This window comes from Pseudoalteromonas sp. Isolate6 (assembly GCF_022398435.1).
Lineage (GTDB): Bacteria > Pseudomonadota > Gammaproteobacteria > Enterobacterales > Alteromonadaceae > Pseudoalteromonas > Pseudoalteromonas galatheae.
Genome location: NZ_JAKEVK010000024.1, coordinates 26,450 through 46,857, shown reverse-complemented (window position 1 = coordinate 46,857; position 20,408 = coordinate 26,450). Strand labels below are relative to the sequence as shown.

The 20,408-nt window shown below is 46.0% G+C and carries 12 protein-coding genes; 10 read left to right on the top strand and 2 right to left on the bottom strand.

All coding sequences use genetic code 11. From position 1 onward, the window contains the following. Positions 1–69: 69 nt before the first annotated feature. Entirely contained in the window at positions 70–927 is an 858-nt protein-coding gene (locus tag L1D50_RS05675) for a hypothetical protein (RefSeq protein WP_239965675.1), read from the bottom strand. 173 nt (positions 928–1,100) lie between these two features. Between L1D50_RS05675 and L1D50_RS05670 the strand changes: the two genes are divergently transcribed. From L1D50_RS05670 to L1D50_RS05655, 4 genes are all read left to right on the top strand, one after another. Beyond that, the gene (locus L1D50_RS05670) at positions 1,101–1,739 is read left to right on the top strand and encodes a cytochrome b/b6 domain-containing protein (protein ID WP_239965677.1); all 639 of its coding nucleotides are present in this window, start codon (positions 1,101–1,103) and stop codon (positions 1,737–1,739) included. A gap of 177 nt (positions 1,740–1,916) precedes the next feature. After that, the gene (locus L1D50_RS05665) at positions 1,917–2,615 is read left to right on the top strand and encodes a DUF3581 family protein (protein WP_128726743.1); all 699 of its coding nucleotides are present in this window, start codon (positions 1,917–1,919) and stop codon (positions 2,613–2,615) included. A gap of 133 nt (positions 2,616–2,748) precedes the next feature. Then, positions 2,749–3,699, top strand: a complete 951-nt coding sequence (locus L1D50_RS05660) for a sensor domain-containing diguanylate cyclase (protein WP_345773969.1) — start codon at positions 2,749–2,751, stop codon at positions 3,697–3,699. Positions 3,700–4,048: 349 nt separating this feature from the next. After that, positions 4,049–4,681: a GNAT family N-acetyltransferase gene (locus L1D50_RS05655; protein ID WP_239965673.1), complete on the top strand. Its 633-nt coding sequence runs from the start codon at positions 4,049–4,051 to the stop codon at positions 4,679–4,681. Here L1D50_RS05655 and L1D50_RS05650 read toward each other — a convergent pair. Beyond that, positions 4,646–5,407 carry an IucA/IucC family C-terminal-domain containing protein gene (locus tag L1D50_RS05650; protein ID WP_239965672.1) on the bottom strand — a complete coding sequence of 254 codons (762 nt, stop codon included), beginning with the start codon at positions 5,405–5,407 and terminating at the stop codon, positions 4,646–4,648. The genes L1D50_RS05655 and L1D50_RS05650 overlap by 36 nt on opposite strands. Before the next feature lie 499 nt (positions 5,408–5,906). Between L1D50_RS05650 and dapE the strand changes: the two genes are divergently transcribed. From dapE to L1D50_RS05620, 6 genes are all read left to right on the top strand, one after another. Next, a complete protein-coding gene (gene dapE / locus L1D50_RS05645; RefSeq protein WP_239965671.1) occupies positions 5,907–7,103 on the top strand; it encodes a succinyl-diaminopimelate desuccinylase in 1,197 nt (398 codons plus the stop codon). A gap of 266 nt (positions 7,104–7,369) precedes the next feature. Then, positions 7,370–8,995 carry a cyclic peptide export ABC transporter gene (locus L1D50_RS05640; RefSeq protein WP_239965670.1) on the top strand — a complete coding sequence of 542 codons (1,626 nt, stop codon included), beginning with the start codon at positions 7,370–7,372 and terminating at the stop codon, positions 8,993–8,995. 315 nt (positions 8,996–9,310) lie between these two features. Next, positions 9,311–9,547 carry an MbtH family NRPS accessory protein gene (locus L1D50_RS05635; RefSeq protein ID WP_128726818.1) on the top strand — a complete coding sequence of 79 codons (237 nt, stop codon included), beginning with the start codon at positions 9,311–9,313 and terminating at the stop codon, positions 9,545–9,547. Beyond that, positions 9,544–10,278 carry an alpha/beta fold hydrolase gene (locus L1D50_RS05630; RefSeq protein ID WP_239965669.1) on the top strand — a complete coding sequence of 245 codons (735 nt, stop codon included), beginning with the start codon at positions 9,544–9,546 and terminating at the stop codon, positions 10,276–10,278. The genes L1D50_RS05635 and L1D50_RS05630 overlap by 4 nt, the downstream gene beginning before the upstream one ends. A 143-nt stretch (positions 10,279–10,421) precedes the next feature. Beyond that, positions 10,422–15,878: a non-ribosomal peptide synthetase gene (locus L1D50_RS05625; protein ID WP_239965668.1), complete on the top strand. Its 5,457-nt coding sequence runs from the start codon at positions 10,422–10,424 to the stop codon at positions 15,876–15,878. A 2-nt stretch (positions 15,879–15,880) separates the two neighbouring features. Then, on the top strand, positions 15,881–20,407 hold the full coding sequence (locus L1D50_RS05620; RefSeq protein WP_239965667.1) for a type I polyketide synthase: 4,527 nt from the start codon (positions 15,881–15,883) through the stop codon (positions 20,405–20,407). The last annotated feature ends 1 nt before the right edge of the window (position 20,408 follow it).

Sequence of the window (20,408 nt, the reverse complement as noted above, 5' to 3'; positions counted from 1 at the left end):
TCTCTTGTGATTTAGTCGTGTGCGATTTAATTTAAACCAGGTATGACCTTTGTGCAATAGCTGTTGAGATTATTTTGCTGCGGTACGTTGATACTTGGCGTTTAGCATCGCAAGTCGTCTGGTGATCAAAGCGTGATCTTGTTTAGGGAGATATTTTAAGTGTGTGTTGAGGTAGGTATTAGTGGAGTAAAGTGCACGGATCATGTGGTTGGCCTTTTCGATAAATGCTTGGGTTTCTTGGGTATGGCTGCAAGCGATATGGCCCTCCAGGTGAGGAAGATTATTTGCTATTGGTAATGACCCCACTTGATGGGCTTTGTCCTTAGGAAAGCTTTGCTGAAAAATAGCGGGGTAGGCTAATATAAAGTCGTCCCTTCCTGCGCTGAAGTGTTCCATAATGGTTTGTGCTGACGTTTTATATGGTTTGGTGGCAACATTTTTTGGGTCAAGCAGCGCTAATGCGGAGTCAATGGTATTACCGTAAGACTTGCCGATCTCCTTGATGATGGTGGCTTGAGGATAGTAAGCCATTAAGCTTGCAAGCGACGTCAGCTTACCGGTGCTGTTCACAAGGCTGGCATCAATAGGAGTGCGTTGCTTGAAGTAATATAATCTATGGCTTGGATAGAGGTGAATGGGGATGGTAAACAAGAAGGCTTGCTGGCGGCTTGGGGTTTTTAGGCGAGACACTGCGCACACTGGGTCTTCACTTGCCAGCAATTGGTTGAGTTCGGCTGGGGTGACAATGTTAAAATCGAAGTAATCTCGGCCGAACTGGTTTAAAAGCAAGTTGTTGGTATCGGACTCTAAACTATGGGGTTGTTTGGTAAAAAGTCTTTGCTCATCGGCAGGCTCATTCGAGATCAGCAATATTTTTGCGTCGCAGCAGACACAAAACAACAGCAGCATTAGCAGTAAATATTTCATTATTGCTCCAACTAAGTAAAGCTGACTCCTGTTTACTATAGAACATTATGCTTAATTAGCATTCAAAATTGGGTGCTATATCAAGATAAGCGGTTATTTAACCTTAACTCTTTGTGCTGAGTTTTATAACCTGTCATCATTGCAATGATTTTTACCTATGGGGCAAATAAATGATGACCAAAGTGTGGGATGGATTTATCCGCGGGTTTCACTGGCTGCTCGTAGCAGGACTAGTAACCTTATATATTACCGGTGAAGAAGGCATGATGGATCTTCACTTTGTTACTGGCTATTTAGTGCTAGCACTGATGGCAACGCGATTAATTTGGGGTGTCATTGGTAGCCAAACCGCTAAATTAAGCGCTTTATTTCATTCACCTAAAGCGATTTTATCGGCCATTAAATCAAAACAAAGTCATGTAGGGCATAACCCCGCAGGCAGTTTGATGGTGCTACTATTTTTTGTGCTGATCCTTGTACAGCTCGTATCTGGCTTGATGACAACCGATGATATTTTGGTGGAAGGACCGCTTGCACAATATGTATCTTACGACTTAGTTGAATTAGCAGGTGATATACATCACACCAATATTGAGCTGTTAATCGCGGCCATTGCACTGCATATATTTGCTATTGTGGTGTATCGCCTAAAAGGTCAAAACCTAGTAAAGACGTTAGTTACTGGTAAGCAAGAAAATGCAGTCAGCACGCCTGTTATGAAATCGGGTGTTGTTGCATACCTTATCTTTATTGCACTTTCAGCTTTATTACTCTTTACGTGGGGCGCCGAGCCATTACAAGGGTTAATGTAACTCTACTCTAAACAAAAGTGAGCGAGGTTATTGTTTTCAATAACCTCACTCACTTTTAATACCAAGTCCGGCTAGTGTAATATTTGTTAACAGATTATCGTAACAGATATGACCTCTATTTCAGAAAATTCTGGTAACATGGCGCAGTTTTATCATAGAGGTTAGAGAAAAGTAGCGATGTTAGAGCCGTATTATCAACAACAAGCAAATGAAATCACCATTACCAGAGAACAGGGGAGCTTGTTTGCAAAAGGAGTCGCGGACGATTACAACCCATTGCACGACATCGATGCAAAGAAGTTTTGTGTACCGGGTGATCTACTTTTCTCCTTAGTATTAAAGCACTACGGATTAAGCGAAAATATGGAGTTTAGCTTTGTGGGCATGGTGGACGAAACGACAAAGCTCGTATTGCCAGATGGTGCTGCACAATTTGATATTACCGCAAATGATAAAGTGATGCTGTCTGTGTCGCGCACTGGCGAAACCAGCACTTGTCCAACACTCATCAATAGTTTGACGAGAAATTACGTTGAATTTTCAGGCACTACCTTTCCTCATGTGATCATCCCATTGATGGGTGAGCAAGAAGTAATGATCAATCCTGCAAGGCCAATGGTGATTTACGAATCTATGTCTATCCATATGGATGATATATCGGTATCGGAAGTAACATTGGAAGCAGCTAAGCCAGAGTTTAGCTATGAAGGCAAACGTGGCAAGATCAACCTGCGTTTTAACTTGCTGTCTAACGGCACTAAAGTCGGCTATGGTGAAAAGCACATGTTAGTTTCAGGGATCCGTGAGTATTGTCAGCAAACCGTTGATGATTTGATTGCTTATTACAACGATAGAAAAGTAGCATTAAAGCCATAATTTTGTAGTACACGCTGATTTACCGGTCAGCGTGCTGTTTATACAGCTTTCTTTTTAAACAATAATTCATCCTCTTTTCAGCTGTTCGCTATACTGTTTAGATAACATTGTAATTGAACGAAATGGTATCACTGTGCCCTATGCAGACTTGCTCAAACCAGAGTCCTCGCAACAAACATTATTAAAATGGCAAAAAACGGTCGATTTAATGGCAAAGATTTTTTCGGCGCCTGCTGCGTTTGTAGTGCAAAAAAAAGAAGATGGTTTTGCAGTGATGATTGCAAGCGACCAAGAAGAAAATCCGTATCCTGCTGGTGGTTTTATACCGCAAGAAACCAATATTTTCTGTAAGCATGTTGTTGCGAATAACCGTAATTTATACGAGCAAAATGCTAGTGCGAACTATCAATGGGACGATAACCCTGAGGTTGCCGTTGATGGTTTTGAGTCATACTTGGGCGTACCTATTCACTGGCCCAGTGGAAAGTCGTTTGGCACTTTGTGTGTGATGGATTTTAAGCCTACAAATTACAACGCTTCGTTGGTCGAGTTTATAGAGCACTTACGCGATATGCTAGAAGATGATTTGGTGATGATTGAGCGTTATAGCAAAATCAAAGCTATTGCAATGCAAGACCCGTTGACTGAAGTGTTGAATCGTCGCGCGACCGAAATACTCGGTGAACATAAGCGTGATATTGTCTTAAAACTTGGCGGAGCTATTTACTGTATCTTTCTTGATTTAGATGGTTTTAAACCAATAAATGACAGCTATGGTCATAAGATTGGTGATCAAGTGTTACAAAGCTTGGCTGAAGCGTTGAAGGCCACTAGCGGCGAAGATGATATTATCGGGCGCTATGGCGGTGATGAGTTCTTGGCTATTGTACAACGAGATAATGAAGAGGAAGTAAACGACTTTATTTTTCAAAGTGAGGCTAATTTCTATCAAGCGTTAAAAGAGAAAAAACTCCCCAAGTGTGGTTTTTCAGCTGGGTTTGCCAAGAGCGATAATAAGTTCGAAAGTATGGCTAGCTTATTTGCTCGAGCGGACAAACATATGTACCAGAAAAAAATGACCTAGATTGCCGACAAAATAGTGCTTTCCTTAAATTAATTCCCTTAGTCATCGTCCACTAAGCAGAGTACATGTGATCTCATGGCTCTGTTATTAATACCAATTTGTCATAATACTTGCTCAATTTGAAGCTACGAACCTGACGCTAACAGCGTTAAAAATTTCTTTTTCAGCGCAACTAAATAAGAAATTTTTGCTTTGTCTACATAGATGCAGGTACTTTGGCGATAGCAGGATGCGACAGTGGTGTTATTGACAAGATTTTCTCGCCTCAAAATAGATAATTTAATTAAGGTTTTTCAAACGCACTTTGTCGCTTCAATGACGGTCGTTTGTGTAATTTAAGTGGAAGAGTATGTATTCAATTCATCCTTTGTGGCAGCAATTTCCTTGTGCCGACAAAACCGCGCAGCAAGGTACAGAGCTCGCCTCGTATTACAACTCACAGCTCAATAAGACTGTGCGCTTTAAGTTGATCTCAAAAGCGGATTTACCATTATTTTGTCAGTGGATGAACGATCCTCGAGTTGCGCATTTTTGGCAGCAGGCGTGGTCAGAAGAAAAGCAGTGGCAGTATCTTAGCGAACGCTTAGCCGACAACTATAGTTTGCCGCTTATCATGTATTTTGATGAACAGCCATTTGGCTATGTTGAAGTCTATTGGGCTGAGTTAGATAAGTTAGCTGGTTATTATGAGTGGCAGCCCAAAGATAGAGGCATCCATTTATTAGTTGGCGAGCAATCATGCAGAGGTCCCGAAAATTTTCGTGCTTGGATGACCAGTTTAAGTCACCTTATTTATTTAGGGCATGAAGATACTCAGCGCATTGTACTAGAGCCTCGCCATGATAATGCAAGGTTACTCACTCGCATTGCAGAACTTGGCTATCATAGCCAGTTTGAATTTGATTTTCCTCATAAGCGTGCTGCGTTAGTGATGGCTGAGAAAGCTTCATTCTATCGAGACGTTTTTCCTCAGTTTGCTTAGGTTACTTAACGCGGCTTTTCTTTGCACCACATTGTGCTTGTGTTTGGGACAGTCGCGGCAGTAATTGCCATTTTCTCGGTTGTGTAGAAGGCAGCATTCAGGACGGATTTGATACTTGCCACTCGGATCATGCGCGATTATTTCGGTAAACTTTAGCGGATTATTTAGCGCCCCAAAGTGGGCGGATTTAGTCAATATTTGTTTATCTTCAAGCAATGTTGGATGCGCACCCACAAGCCCCATAATAATATCGAAAAAGTCATTCAAGCGATAAAAGCAATTACTCCATAGCGTCCGCTCTTTTACGCCAAAAGCTTGATGTAGCAGGTCGTGAAGCGGTGATAAGTGATTGAATAATAAATCGTGATAGCGTGTTTCTGTGTCACTGTCTACGAGTGCTTTGCCTTGATGAGGCAATAAAATGCTGAGCTGCTCAGGGTGGTAGCTCAACTCGCAAAGCTTTAGTGGCAATGGTGTTAGCAATAACGAATGGCTCACTATGATGCTTGGGAAAATATTGAAGGTGTAATACATATGCCACACGGAGGCTTGAGCCCTTGATTTCGTTACGCCTTTTTCTAGGCTAAAGCGAGCTACATGGTCGATAAAATGTGGTGACTCTAATAACTCAGAAAAAGTCGCAGTAGATCGTAAAGGGTTGAGGTCAACACCTTGCGCATAGGTATCATAAGGAGGCTTAAAAAAAGGCACTAAATTCGGCAGCATTGAAACGAACAGCTATAGAGGTTTATGGTTAATGACGAAGCGCAACTCCATTAATTTAATACCGTTTTTTAGTCTCAAAATACCACATTACCTAGTACTTATTTTGCTCGGTTGTTATCTACCAAAAATGGCGCTAGAAAAATGCAGTTAATGGTCAAATTAGGTGTTTTGGCGGGGTAAAAAATACCGAACGCCGACAAATCAATAATCTTATGTNAAGCGCAACTCCATTAATTTAATACCGTTTTTTAGTCTCAAAATACCACATTACCTATTACTTATTTTGCTCGGTTGTTATCTACCAAAAATGGCGCTAGAAAAATGCATTTAATGGTCAAATTAGGTGTTTTGGCGGGGTAAAAAATACCGAACGCCGACAAATCAATAATCTTATGTAAAAAAATTTAGTTTAGTTTCGTCACTAGTCTGAGTGTCGTGGTTGCTGCCTAAAAGTGGTGTGCAACAAAAACAAATATTCGGCTTGGGAACTAGGCTCTACATGCAAGAACTAACTAAAAAAATAACCCAAATAAGTACCTCTATAAGTCTTTTACAGGAGTTCATTGCAGCGCCGTCGGTGACGCCTTGTGATGCTGGGTTGATTTTAACAATCGCTCGATATCTTGAGGAACTCGGGTTTGAAGCCTCATGGTTTGAAGAAAATGGAGTGCGTAACCTTATAGCCAAGCAGGTTTTTTCTGAAGGGCCAAGTTTTGCATTCTCTGGTCATGTTGATGTTGTCCCCGCTGAGCAGGAGCATTGGCATTCCGATCCATTTAAAGCGACTGTCGTAAACGATGTTATTTATGGCAGGGGCGTGTCCGATATGAAAGGGGGCATTGCTGCCATGCTGAGTGCCACACGAGTCTTACTGGCTTCGAAGCAAAAGCTTAAAGGCACTTTCTATTGGTTGCTGACATCCGATGAAGAGGGGGAAGCTGAATTTGGTACCAAGCGAATAGTTGAGCGACTCAGTCAAGATGGTGTAACGATTGACGCTTGCCTTGTTGGAGAGCCTACGTCGCACAATCGAGTGGGTGATGTGATCCGAAATGGTCGCCGCGGCTCAATCTCAGGTGCCATAAAAATTGAAGGGAAAGCAGGTCATGTCGCTTATCCCGAACAAACGGTCAATGCGGCGCATATCGCGGGTAAAATAGTGGCGACACTGTGCGGTTTAGAGTGGCAAAAAGACCAACCAGATGTCAAAACAACCCTTCAAGTCACGGGCGTCAATACGACGACTGATGTGGATAATATCGTACCTGAAGCGTGCCAGGTTAATTTCAATATTAGATACAGCCATGGGTATAGTAATCAAGAGATCATCGGCATTATCGAAAATCACTTAACAAGATTTAAAGACAACCTGAGTCTAGATTGGTCAAGGGCATGTAACCCGTACTATACCAGTGCAGATATGGAAAATTCGTTCTTAAACTTAGTGGAAAATGCCATCGTGCAGTGCACTGCGAGATACCCCATAGTGAATACGGCAGGAGGCACATCGGATGGGCGCTTTTTTGCCAATGGCCACACCCAAACGATTGAATGTGGTGTTAAAAACGACACGATACACCAAGCAAATGAATGTTTACCCATAAATGATTTACTGGAAATCGAGCAGATTTATTTAACGGTGATCAGTGATTTTTTTGGCGCTAAGCAAAACCTTAATTTGCCCGCTGGTGAGTAAGTTGCTCGCTGTCAGGCAGGCAATACCAGTTTGACTTCATACTTGCTCAATTTGAGGGAGTAAACCTGACGCGATCTGTGTTAAAAATTTATCATTTAGAACAACTAAATAGCAAAGTTTAGGCCGGACTATCGAGAAGGTTTTCTTGCCTTAACATTTAGGTAAATTGGTATAAATTTAGTTTTTTTTAGACTTTCGTTAAACAACTTTATAAGTGCTTCGTCTTGTTGCTATCAGACTCAGTAATTGAATTATGAGGAAATCGTGTGCTTGGGTATTTAATTCGTCAATCAAAATGGCTGTTAGGTGCGGCTGTATTCACGAGTGCAATCTGCGGTGTGTGTGCCGTATTGTTACTCACGCAAATTAATAATGTATTGAATTCATCACAACAAGAAGCCAATCAATTTTTTGGTATTTTTGTCGCCTTGGTGGTGGCTGTGTTGTTTTTTCAGGTGGTGGCTTCAACATTGTTTGAGCGATTGAGCCAACAGGCGCACGCTGTGCTGAGAAGACATATTTCAGACAAGGTGCTGCAAGCAGATTATCGCCAACTTGAAGAAGTGGGTGGAGCCAAGGTGCAATCAGCGCTGTCTGAACACTGCTTAAAAGTTGCCGAGTTTTTCGTCCGGTTACCGGTGATCGTCGTCAACGGTATTATTGTAATAGGCTGTATGGCTTATATCGCTTGGTTATCGATGGATGTATTTGTGATGGCGCTGGTGGTCTTGGGCTTAGGTTCTATTGGTTATCACTTGGTTCATCTCAAGGCCATTGGCTATTTAAATGGTGCAGCAAAAGAGCAAGATCGCTTGTTTGGACACTTTAGTGCTTTGGTTGACGGTGCCAAAGAGCTACGCTTACATGCTGGTAAAAGAAAGCGATTTGCAGATAACGTGCTTGGAGACTCTATTGAGTCTGTACGTAAGCAACGGACGGTGGGCATGTCTGTCTTTGTTATTTCTACCGCTTGGGGAAATTTCTTAATCTACGCATTTATTGGCGCGGTTTTGTTCGCGCTGGTAGCAGACTCAGCGCAGCGCACCCAAATACTAACGGGCTTTGCGTTGGTCTTTATATACATGATTGCGCCTTTAGAGAATTTACTAAAGGCTCTGCCCGCGGCCAATATAGCGAAAGCATCAGCTGAGCGCATTGAAGCTGTCACCGCGCATTTATCCGAAGGAGCGAAAGAAAAGCACTTACCGAATGCGCCATCTTCGTTTAAGCAGCTTGAATTAAGCGGATTAACACACCAGTTTTATCATGAACCTTCTGATGATTTATTCACACTCGGGCCTATCGATTTATCGTTTAAACCGGGGGAAATTGTCTTTTTGGTTGGCGGTAATGGCAGTGGCAAAACCACGCTGGCTAAGATGTTGGTCGGATTATACAAGAGTAATACTGGTCAACTTCGCTTAGATGGCAAAACCATTAACCCAGAAGATCTAGATGAGTATAGGCAGCTTTTCACCGCAATTTTCTCTGATTTTTATTTGTTTGAAGAGTTACTGGATATCCCTTCGGCTGAATTAGATGCGGCTGCAAACTCATTGCTAGAAAAGCTCCAACTTAATCGTAAAGTGCATGTCGCCAACGGCGCATTTTCAACGCGTGCGTTATCTCAGGGGCAAAGAAAACGCTTGGCAATGGTGGTTGCCCATTTAGAGCAGCGTCCGTTTTTGGTCTTTGATGAATGGGCGGCGGATCAAGATCCTATATTTAAAGAGGTGTTTTATCGCCAGTTATTACCTGAGCTTAAAGCGCAGGGTAAAACGCTGTTGGTTATCTCTCATGACGATAAGTATTTTGACTGTGCCGATCGACTATTGCGGATGGAACACGGCCAACTTTATCAGCGTGAAGAGGCCGCTGCAAAAATAGCCTGAGTGGTTAAAGTTGAGCGCAGTGCCAGTTGACACTGCCACTGCGTTCAACTTGATAACAGCCTGGCAGTTAAGCATATTCAGTCCGCAACCCCCCCTCCTATACGCGTTCAATTATCTGCACTGGTAAAAAATCAGAATATAGGCGCTTTTTTCTTTAAACAATTCGCATTTCTATTCGTCTACAGAGGCAATATCGCCAAATTTATTGGCATGTTGAGACGGTAGCACGGAGATACATACCTCATGGCTACCCAATCTCATCAGAATGTAAACCAACTGCCTCTAGTAGCAGTGCAATATTTATCAGGAGATGTCATGTCTGTGAGCTGTTTTGACCGCGAAGATGAAACCTTCATCGTGCTTATTAATCAAGAAGAACAATATTCAATTTGGCCCGAGTGGAAAGCAGTACCTGCAGGTTGGCAAGCCGTAGCTGGCGTTCAGGGCGATAAGGCCCACGTGCAAAACTACATTAACGAGCACTGGACCGATATGCGTCCTGCCTCTTTGCGTCAGTGGATGGCTGAGCAAGCGCAACAAGGTGACGCGTGAGCACGCCAAGCATCAAGCTGCTGTGCCTGCCTTGTGCTGGGGCGAGTGCCTCCATGTACTTACGTTGGAGTCGGCAATTACCTAGCTGGATAAAGTTAGTACCCATTGAGCTTGCAGGGAGAGGCCCAAGGTTAGATGAACCGAAAGTCGAAAACTATCGCGAACAAGTGAATGCGATCCTCCAATGTTATCAGCATGAGATGACCGGTGATTATGCTTTTTTTGGCCATAGCATGGGAGCTTTGCTTGCCTATGGCGTAACACTGCAGTTGCAACAGCGCAATTTACCTTTGCCTAAGACCTTGATGCTATCGGCGTGTCCTGCGCCACAGTTTATTCATCCCGAGCGCTACCCAGAACCTAATGATAGGCAAGCGCTCATTGCTGAATTGCGAGCGCAGGGAGGGACGCCAGACATGCTATTTGACAATGCTGATTTATTGCAGATGACGCTTGAGGTGCTGGCCGCTGATTATCGCGCATTGCGCTCGTTTACGCCACCGAGCCCTTCGCAAATAACCGTGCCGGTAACCACTTTTTATGGTCACGATGACTTAATCAGTGTAAGCGAGGTACTGGCCTGGCAGCAACACGCCCGTCATCCATTATCGCAACAAGGTTTCGCTGGTGGGCATTTTTATATTCACAGTGCCCAAGCCTCAGTGTTGTCCGCGCTTGAGCAAACACTGAGTCGCAACAATGCATCAGCGGCTGCTTTGCTCAGTTGTTGAGAGTAAAACCAAGCGCTGCACTTGAGGACTTGGGTTATCACACAGCATTAAACACTTGGTGACATTAATTGTTTAGTCGGTTCGCTTTTTAATCTTGTCTCTAGTCGCGAGCCCATTTAGAAAAATTGAGGTAGAGCTGCAATATGCAACACAAGCCATTACAACTAAACCCGTATCTCACGGGCGAGACGCCCCACAGCATGGTTGAGCGTTTACAACACCTTGCCCAGATCCAAGCGGATAAAACCGCGCTGGTGGTCGTTAGTGACAAAGAAGGTGTGCTGGATGAGCGCTCATTTACCTATGGTGAATTAGATATACAGATTAAAAGACTAGCGGCCGAGCTGCAGCTACAGTGTCGTCAAGGTGATCGCGTGCTGTTGATGCTAGATAACAATGAGCACTATGTTATCAGCTTCTTCGCATGCCTTTATGCAGGTCTTATCGCGGTCCCTTTATTTGTTCCCGAATCTTCACGTTCTCAGCATATTCAGCGCGTTGTTGGGATTGCGTTAAATTGTCAAGCAACCGCTATTTTAGCGCATTCTGCAGATCATCAGTTAGTTGAACTAGCCAAACAAGAAATGAGCAACAGCGGTCTGAATGCTGCAAGTTTAATGTTTGTTGACCAGTTAAATTATCAAGAGAATACCTACTGGCAAGCGCATACGCCACAACCACAAGAGTTGGCATTTCTACAATATACCTCAGGCTCAACGGCAGCACCAAAGGGCGTTATGGTGAGTCACGGTAATTTGATTGCAAATGAAATTGCCATCAGCGAAGGGAGTGGGGTGATAGCTGACGAGGTTGTGGTGTCTTGGTTGCCTCTGTACCACGATATGGGATTAATGGCTGGCTTGATTTTGCCTTTATTCAATGGCTCAAAATGTGTCTTGATGTCGCCTCGCTACTTCCTTGAAAAACCAATTCGCTGGCTTGAAGCAATTGCTAGACACCGAGGTACGTCAAGCGGTGGTCCAGATTTTGGTTATCGCTTGTGTGTTGAAAGGATAAGACCAAGCGCAATGGCGAATTTGGATCTGTCTTCTTGGCAAGTGGCCTTTAGTGGCGCAGAGCCTGTAAGGGTTGATACGCTTGATAGCTTTTTTGCACAAGCCACGCCTGCAGGTTTTAATCCTCAAGCCATATACCCTTGTTATGGATTGGCTGAAGCAACCTTATTTGTTACTGGGCCAAAAAGACAATCTGGCCTAATGGTACAGTCACTTTCTGCTGCCTCACTTGCACAAGGTATCGCACAACAAGCTGAGCACGGCGTAAAACAGGTAGCCTGTGGCGTACCTGCTTCACATCATAGTATACGGATCACTGACAGCACGACCAAGGCGGCATTGCCGGCAGGACATGTGGGTGAAATTTGGGTATCGGGGCCGAGTATTGCTCAGGGCTATTGGCAAAACCCAGCTGCAACGGCTGACACCTTTGTAGAACATGAGCAAGCGCGCTGGCTTCGCACCGGGGACTTAGGAGTGTGGCAAGATAATCAACTATACATTGTTGGCCGCATCAAGGATTTGATCATTTCTCATGGTCGCAATATTTACCCTCAGGATATTGAAAAAATTATCGAAGCAGAATTTGAGTTCGCCCGTAAAGGTCGGATCGCGGTATTTGCAGCCACGGATAACCATAGCGAAGGCGTTGGCGTGGCCCTAGAAATTGCGCGCAAGGTTCAGCGCCAAGTGAGTCCGCAGTTGTTGGTTAATCGCTTAAAGGAAATCGTTGCAGAATATTGTGATGAGTCCGTCACAGGCGTTTTGATGATGCAACCTGCAAGCTTGCCAAAAACGTCCAGTGGCAAATTGCAGCGTAGCGCCTGCAAGCAAATGTGGACGCAAGCCGCTGAACTGAGTGCTGCTGCGGAACTGTCAGAAGATAATGCTGATAAGGCTTATGCGATTTATGCTCATAATCAGCTGGTGCGTGGTCAAACACTGGCAGATACTTTGGCCCCAGCACCTTTATCAGAACACGAGCAAGCACTGGCCAATATCTGGCAAGCCGTGCTCAACCGTAAGAGTGATTTTAGTCGCGACGCACACTTTCTAGCAGAAGGCGGTAATTCGTTAAAAGCGGTGCAGTTAATTCACGCCATTGAGCAGCACTGGCAAGTGAAGTTTGATCCTACAGAAATATTTCATTGTTTGCGCTTAGGCGAGCAAGCCGATGCTATTTTGGCCGCGTCACAACGTCAACAGCTGGTGGCTAAAGAAGCTTCCGACGTGTCATCAATCAATTCCATTATTGCCAATGAGTATGGAGTTGAGCAGGCCGTTCCAATGTCTCATGCGCAAGCGAGACTATGGTTTTTATGGCAACTAGAGCCCCATAGCAGTGCTTACAATATTGGTGCGCGCATCAACCTACACTCAGATATAGACGCTACGCGCTTGCAAAACGCATTAAATACTCTGGTGGCTGAACACCAAGCGCTGCGCACACGCTTTGATACCGATGAACTCGGTACGGCAATCCAAGTGGTTGCGAAAACGGGTCATTGGCCGCTGCAACAATTTGACTTAAGTAATGTTGAAGCACCGCAGCAAGCTTCGGCATTGGCTGAATTGGTTGCCACAGTGAGTCAATACGCATTTGATTTAACTAAAGGGGATGTCGTCAACGCGGCGCTAATTAATCTCGGTGAGCAAGGCTATCAGTTGATCCTAGTGATGCATCACATCGTTTCCGATGGCGTATCGATGCAAATATTACTAGACCAACTTGCACATATTTATTTGGGAACCTTGAGCGCGAGTAAAGTGCGAGAGGACGCAATCACCTATCAAGATTTTTCTTTGTGGCAGCGCTCATATCTCACCTCCGATGCAGCGCAAGCACAATTAGCGTGGTGGCAAGCACAGCTCGCCTGCGATGAGCAACCTATTTTGCAGTTATGCACAGATTTCCCTCGAGTCAATAAAGCGCACTCTCCTGAAAATAACAAGCAACTGTTAGGTGCAAATCACAGTGTCGTCTTACCGGCTCAACTGGTTAAGCAACTTCGTCGCCAAGCGGCCAAACAAAACGCCAGCTTATTTATGGTGATGTTAGCCAGTTTTCATGCGTTGCTTTATCGTCATACTGGGCAACATGACATTCGAGTGGGGATACCAGTTGCGAACCGCCATTTGCCTCAACTCCAAGAGTTAGTTGGCTTTTTTGTAAATACCCAAGTGATCCCTGCGAAGTTTTCGGGTCAGGTTTGTTTGCAAGATATTGTGGCGCAAGTCAAAACTGCAGTCTTGGGCGCACAAGCAAATCAAGATGTTCCTTTTGAGTATCTAGTCGAAGCACTAGCGCCGGAACGTAGCGTCGATACGCATCCGCTTTTCCAGGTAATGTTTAGCCATACGGAGCATGATACTCGTGCATGGCAGCCGTTGGTCGCAACGGATACTAACTTATCAGCTCGGGCTTGGCAGCCGCTAGAAGTGGCGCCGCAATTTGACTTAACGCTCGAAACTTACGAGCTGGAAGAGGATCAAGTAGCGCTAGAGTTTGTTTATCCCAGAGCACTATTTTTGCCGCAAACGATAGCGCGTATGGCTGAGCAATATGTTGCTCTACTACATGCCCAGCTTGAGTCTGGCGCAACGCCATTTGCGCAGCTATGTGTGCAAACTACGGCAGAGCAAGCGTGGTTGACTCAGGTTGCCAAAGGGCCTGCGGTTGCAACGGATGACTCCACCATTTATCAACTGTTTGAGCAGCAAGTGAAGCGCACGCCAGATGCGCCCGCGCTTATCTTCAACCAACAAACCGTAAGTTATGACGCATTAAATCAACGAGCCAACCAGCTCGCGCACTATTTAAAAAGTCGAGGTATTGGGCCGGAAGATTGCGTTGGTATGGCGCTTGAGCGCGGTATTGAGATGTATGTCACCCTATTTGCGATTTGGAAAGCGGGAGCCGCCTATGTGCCACTCGATCCGACGTACCCGGAGGACAGGCTTGTTCATATGGTGAAGGATAGCGGGGTGAAGTTGGTGCTGACGAATGCTGCGCTCGTGGCGCATATTCCAAACGCTGAAAACGACATCCCTGTGCTTGCATACGAGCATATAGCGCTTGGCGACTTTGCAACGACTAACCCTACGATTGCATCACACTCCCAGCACTTGGCTTATGTTATTTACACCTCAGGTTCGACCGGGTTGCCCAAAGGGGTTGCCGTTACGCATGGCCCATTGTCCATGCATATTCAAAATATGGTTGACGTATACGGAGTGGATAGCGAGCACACGGAGCTGCAGTTCTTTTCGATTAACTTTGATGCCGCAGGTGAGCAGTGGATGACGCCACTGATCAAAGGAGGGGCGTTAGTGCTGGCGACTAAAGCGCAACTCAATGTGGAGGCCGTCAGTGAATTAATAAACGTGCATAAGGTGACGGCACTGCATCTACCGCCCGCCTATTTGCGCCTTTTGACGCCGCATTTACACGACTGTAAACAAATTCGCACCTGTATTGTCGGCGGTGAAGAATTTAGCCGCACAGATTATCAAGACGCTCATCGGGCGTTTTCCGCGCCTCGGATTGTCAACGCCTATGGGCCAACTGAAACCATTATTACACCAACGGCATGGATCAGTTTGCCGGGTGAGCTACATGAGGTTAGCACTGTACCAATTGGCAAGCCGATTGGTGCGCGTGAGGCCTATATTTTAGACGCCGATCTGAATCCTGTACCACAAGGAGCAAGCGGTGAACTTTACGTGGGTGGTCGTGGTGTTGCTCGTGGTTATTTGGGGCGTCCAGCCCTGACCGCAGAGCGCTTTGTTGCCAATCCATTCAGTAGCGATGGCGAAGTCTTATATCGAACGGGAGACTTGGTTCGTTGGAATCAACACGATGAACTGGAATATTTAGGGCGTATCGATCATCAAGTCAAAATTCGTGGTTTCCGAATAGAGCTTGGTGAAGTTGAAGCGCAATTAATGGCACTCCCACATATTAAAGAAGCGGTTGTATTGGCCAAAGATGGGGATGGTCAACATGGTCATTCAGGGACACATTTAGTGGCTTATGTTGGCGCTAAGGCGAATGGCCAAGGCGTATTACCAAGCGCGCAAACACTGAAGCAAAGTTTACTGCAAAAACTACCAGACTACATGGTTCCGAGCTGTATCACCGTATTGGCAAACTTGCCAGTGACGGCCAATGGCAAAATTGACCGTCATCATTTACCCGAACCTCAGTGGGGGAGTGGTGAAAGCCATCAAGTACCAACAGGCGGCTTAGCAAAGAAAGTCGCTGCGATTTGGGCGGAAGTGCTAGGTCTAGATGCGAAACAAATTGGCCTGCATGACAACTTCTTTGACTTGGGCGGTCACTCCCTATTGTTTGGTCAAATTCAGCAACGTCTTGAAGCCGAATTTAGCTGTAAATTGACCATGTTAGAACTGTTTCATATGACAACCGTAAGTGCCATGGCCACTTACTTTGAACAACGTACACCTGAAGGCGCTGCAAATGCACAGCAAGCAGTTGCCAAAGAGATGAAAAAAGCATCGGCGCGCGGTCAACGCCAGCGCCAAGCCTTCTTGAAAAAAACACGCACTAAAGTGGAAAGCTAAGCATGACTACAGAAACTTATTCAAGCACAGATATTGCCATTGTCGGCCTAGCAGGTCGTTTCCCAGGAGCTGAGAACGTAGATGCCCTGTGGGAAAACCTAAAAAACGGGGTGGAATCAATCAAAACCTTCACAGAGGCAGAATTACGTGAACTTGGGGTGCCGGAAGCGACTATTGCTGACCCCAACTTTGTCCCTCGGTGTGCATTGTTGCCTGATCAAGACAAGTTTGACGCGTCATTTTTTGGCTATTCACCGCGTGAAGCCGAAGAGCTTGACCCACAGCAACGTCTCTTTTTAGAAACTGCTTGGCAGGCGCTGGAAAATGCTGGCTACGATGGTGACAAGTGTGACTTTCCAATAGGTGTCTATGGCGGCTGTGGCGTAAACACTTATCTAATCTCTAATTTGATGCAAAGTGGCCGTTTTAGCGATCTCGGTAATATCTCACAGCTACAAGCGCTGATGAACGGTAATAACAAAGATGCCATGACCATGACATTGGCCTACAAACTAAACCTAAAGGGTCCGGCGGTAACGGTACAAACAGCGTGCTCAACCTCTTTGGCTGCAGTCCACATGGCGACACGTTCATTATTGAATTATGAGTCAGATATGACCTTGGCTGGCGGCTCGTGGTTGAACTTTTTGCATCAGGGCGGTTATGTATATCAACCTGGCGCAATTTTGTCTCCAGATGGTCACTGTCGTCCGTTTGACGCAGATTCTCAAGGGACGGTAATTGGTTCTGGCTCTGGTGTCGTGGTGCTCAAACGCCTTGAAGATGCGATGGCTGATGGCGATACCATTTATGCCGTGATCAAGGGCTCTGCAATGAATAATGACGGTAATACTAAAGCTGGTTACACCGCACCTAGTGTGGATGGGCAGGCTGAAGTTATCGCCGCGGCACTGGAAATGGCTGACACCCCAGCAGAGAGCATTGGTTACGTTGAAGCGCATGGTACCGGCACGGTGATTGGGGACCCCATTGAAATTGCTGCGCTCACCCGCGCCTACCGAATGGATACTGAGCAAACGCAATATTGTGCTGTAGGCTCGGTAAAATCGAATGTTGGTCACCTAGATGCAGCCGCAGGGGTTACCGGGCTAATTAAGGCCGCGCTGACAGTGAAGCACGGACAAATCCCGCCGAGTTTGCACTACAAGCAAGCTAACCCAGAAATTGACTTTGCCAATAGCCCGTTTTATGTCGCGGATAAGCTGACGCCTTGGTCAAATGAAACAGGCCCACGCCGTGCTGGGGTGAGTTCATTCGGTATTGGTGGCACCAATGTGCATGTGGTCCTTGAGGAGCCACCTGTTCAACGTGCGACGCAGTCGCAGCGCAACTGGCAAATCTTACCGCTGTCAGGCCATACCAAAACTGCACTGGCCAGTCGCCGCGAGCAGTTAGCAACTTGGTTTAAGCAAGCAAGCACTCAGCCTTTGTGGCAAGACAGTGCTTACACTTTGCAAGTCGGTAGGAAAGGCCTAACCCATCGTGCCGTCGTGGTGGCGCAAAATAATGAGCAAGCGATTGCAGCACTGGCTGACGACACCAGCACATTAAGAGCGCAAGGGCAGTTAACAGTTTCGGGTGACAGACCCGTTACCTTTATGTTCCCAGGGCAAGGTTCGCAGCATATCAATATGGCCCGCGCACTGTATGAGTCAGAAAGTGTGTTTAGAGATGCATTTGACCGCTGCCGAGAGGGTCTGATAGCGCACGTTGGGCAAGATATTAAAGATCTTATTTTTGTTGATGAAGCGGACGTTGAGCACGGTGCGGCGCAACTAAAACAAACCTCAGTCACTCAGCCGGTATTATTTGCTATGGAATATGCATTGGCGCAGCAGTGGTTGGCGTGGGGAGTGAAGCCCAGCGCTATGATTGGCCACAGTATCGGCGAATACGTCGCCGCGTGTATTGCGGGGGTGTTTAGTTTAGAGGATGCATTATATCTGGTCGCTAAGCGGGGCGAATTTATTCAGGCGCAAGCACCGGGCTGTATGTTATCGGTGGCGCTCTCAGAAGCCGCTTTAGCTCCTTATCTTGATACCGACAATCTTGAGCATAAAGTTGAGCTAGCAGCGGTGAATAGCCCTGAAAACTGTGTTGTATCGGGCTCAGAGCAAGCGATAGCGGCACTATCAAATAGGCTCACAGAGCAAGGGGTCGTAGTACAGCCTTTACATGTTTCCCATGCGTTCCATTCGTCCTTGGTGAGTGATGCAGGTGAGCAACTGGCTAAGTTGATTGCTCAGGTTCAGCGCAATGCCCCAAGCATTCCATTTGTATCGAATGTAACAGGTACTTGGATAACCGACCAACAAGCGACCGACCCTCAATATTGGGCGCAGCATTTAGCACAAGCGGTTCGCTTTAACCAAGGTCTGCGCACTATCGTCAATCTTGACAATCCAGCGTCAGAAAATGGCTTAGAGCAAACTGTGCTACTCGAAGTGGGGCCAAGTAATACGCTAAGTCAACTTGCCGGACGGGATGCAGAAGTAAAAGCGCAAACGAGCATTGTCACTTCGCTACCACACCCAAGAAAAGCGCAAGAGACAGAGCAGCACTTTGCCTTAGCCTTGGGGCGTTTATGGATTGAAGGCGTAGAGATTGATTGGGATGCCTTGTATGAGCAGACGCCTCATCGCGTCGCCTTACCTGTTTACCCGTTTGAGCGAAAACGTTTTTGGATTGAAGCCGATGCAAATATTGTGGCGCAAAACAACCATAACGCCTTAGCACCAAAGCCGATTGAACAGTGGTGTTACATCCCTTCGTATAAGCGCTCGGTTCCTGATTTAACTCAGCCCGTTGAACTGGGTTGTACTTTGCTATTTGAAACACAGCATAAGGCCTGCGATCTGCTCCTTGATAAGCTGCACACGCAGAGCGATAAGCTAATTCGGGTCAAATTAGGGCAAGCATTTCAGCAAGAATCGGATAATGAGTTTGTGATCCGCGCGGCTCAGTTGAGCGACTATCAGCAACTTATTGCAAGCGTGAATCAAATTCATGGTCCTGTATCGCATATATTCCATTTGTGGAGCTTGCCGACCAGCGAGCCTGCTGATTTAAACCAAACTCAACAACAGGGCATGATGAGCCTAATCGCACTTGCTCAAGCACTTGAATCGCAACAGTTAGGTCAGCCGGTTAATTTGAGCGTAGTGAGCCAAGGGTTGGCCGATGTGTCGGGTAATGATGAGATTTCACCCGCTCAGTCGATGTTACTTGGCCCATGTAAAGTCATCCCGCAGGAGTTCCCACACATTCAATGTCAATTGGTTGATTTTGGTGCACAACTTCACGGTGACTGGGTAGATTGGTTGTTGTCAGAGCAGCATGGCGAAGCGGGCGAGGTGGTCGCTTATCGGTCTTATCATCGCTGGCTAATGGGCTTTGAAGCGACGGCCAAACCTAAGCAAAATGAAGCGATTTATCGCCACGGTGGGGTGTACTTAATTACCGGCGGTTTAGGTGGCGTTGGTTTGGTAATGGCTGAGCATTTGGCGGAGCACTACCAGGCTAAATTAGTGTTACTTGGTCGCAGCACGCCTTCAGAGGCACAACAGCAAAAGTTAGCACAATTGCAATCTTTTGGTGCGCAGGTACTGGTTAAACAAGCGAATGTGGCGGACTTTGAACAAATGGCAGAGGTTGTCGCACAAGCACATCAGCAGTTTGGGCAGATCAATGGGGTGATCCATGCCGCTGGGAGTGGTGCAACGTCCTTAATTAGTTCGACGGATGCAGCGTTTATCGAGCAGATGTTTGCTGCCAAAGTTGTGGGTACGCAACATTTGTTGGCTTTATTTAACGAGCAGCCACTGGACTTTATGGTGTTGTGCTCATCGCTTGCTAGCATTGCAGGTGGTTTATCTAAGGCCGCCTACGCTTCAGCCAATGCCTATCTAGATGGCATCGCACAACAATACGCACAGCGATTGGTGCAAACGGGCGGTTATCCAATACTGGCTGTTAACTGGGACAGTTGGCGAGAGGTCGGCATGGCTGGTGATATGGATATGCCTGACGGAGTCGGCATCGCGCCTCAGCAAGGGATTGAAGTTATGGCGCGCATACTCAGCGCACCAATATTGCCGCAAGTTGCGGTTTCAACGCTCGACCTTCCTGCACGATTAGAAGCCACCAAAGGTAACCTGTTAGATGCAGAATTGACTATGGCAGATGCGACACCTCGCAGTGGTGGCTATGAACGTCCTGAGTTATCAACGCCATATGTTGCACCAGAAGATGATTTACAAGTTGGTATTGCGCAAGTCTGGAGCGCCATGTTGGGGATAGAGCAAATAGGCATTCACGATAATTTGTTTGAGCTGGGCGGTGACTCCTTAATGGGGGTACAAATCATGTCGCAACTAAGCAATAAATTTGAAGTGACCTTGTCACCAGCTTCCTTTTTTAAAGATCCAACCATTTTGGGGCTTGCTCGAGTAATAGAAGCCATTCTAATACAAGAGCTACAGCAAGAGCTGGCTGAGGGAGCGAAATAAG

Excerpts from the sequence above, each read along its gene's own strand:
- L1D50_RS05675 (WP_239965675.1), bottom strand. The coding sequence starts at position 927 with ATGAAATATTTACTGCTAATGCTGCTGTTGTTTTGTGTCTGCTGCGAC.
- L1D50_RS05670 (WP_239965677.1), top strand. The coding sequence starts at position 1,101 with ATGACCAAAGTGTGGGATGGATTTATCCGCGGGTTTCACTGGCTGCTC.
- L1D50_RS05665 (WP_128726743.1), top strand. The coding sequence starts at position 1,917 with ATGTTAGAGCCGTATTATCAACAACAAGCAAATGAAATCACCATTACC.
- L1D50_RS05655 (WP_239965673.1), top strand. The coding sequence starts at position 4,049 with ATGTATTCAATTCATCCTTTGTGGCAGCAATTTCCTTGTGCCGACAAA.
- L1D50_RS05650 (WP_239965672.1), bottom strand. The coding sequence starts at position 5,407 with ATGCTGCCGAATTTAGTGCCTTTTTTTAAGCCTCCTTATGATACCTAT.
- dapE (WP_239965671.1), top strand. The coding sequence starts at position 5,907 with ATGCAAGAACTAACTAAAAAAATAACCCAAATAAGTACCTCTATAAGT.
- L1D50_RS05635 (WP_128726818.1), top strand. The coding sequence starts at position 9,311 with ATGTCTGTGAGCTGTTTTGACCGCGAAGATGAAACCTTCATCGTGCTT.
- L1D50_RS05625 (WP_239965668.1), top strand. The coding sequence starts at position 10,422 with ATGCAACACAAGCCATTACAACTAAACCCGTATCTCACGGGCGAGACG.
- L1D50_RS05620 (WP_239965667.1), top strand. The coding sequence starts at position 15,881 with ATGACTACAGAAACTTATTCAAGCACAGATATTGCCATTGTCGGCCTA.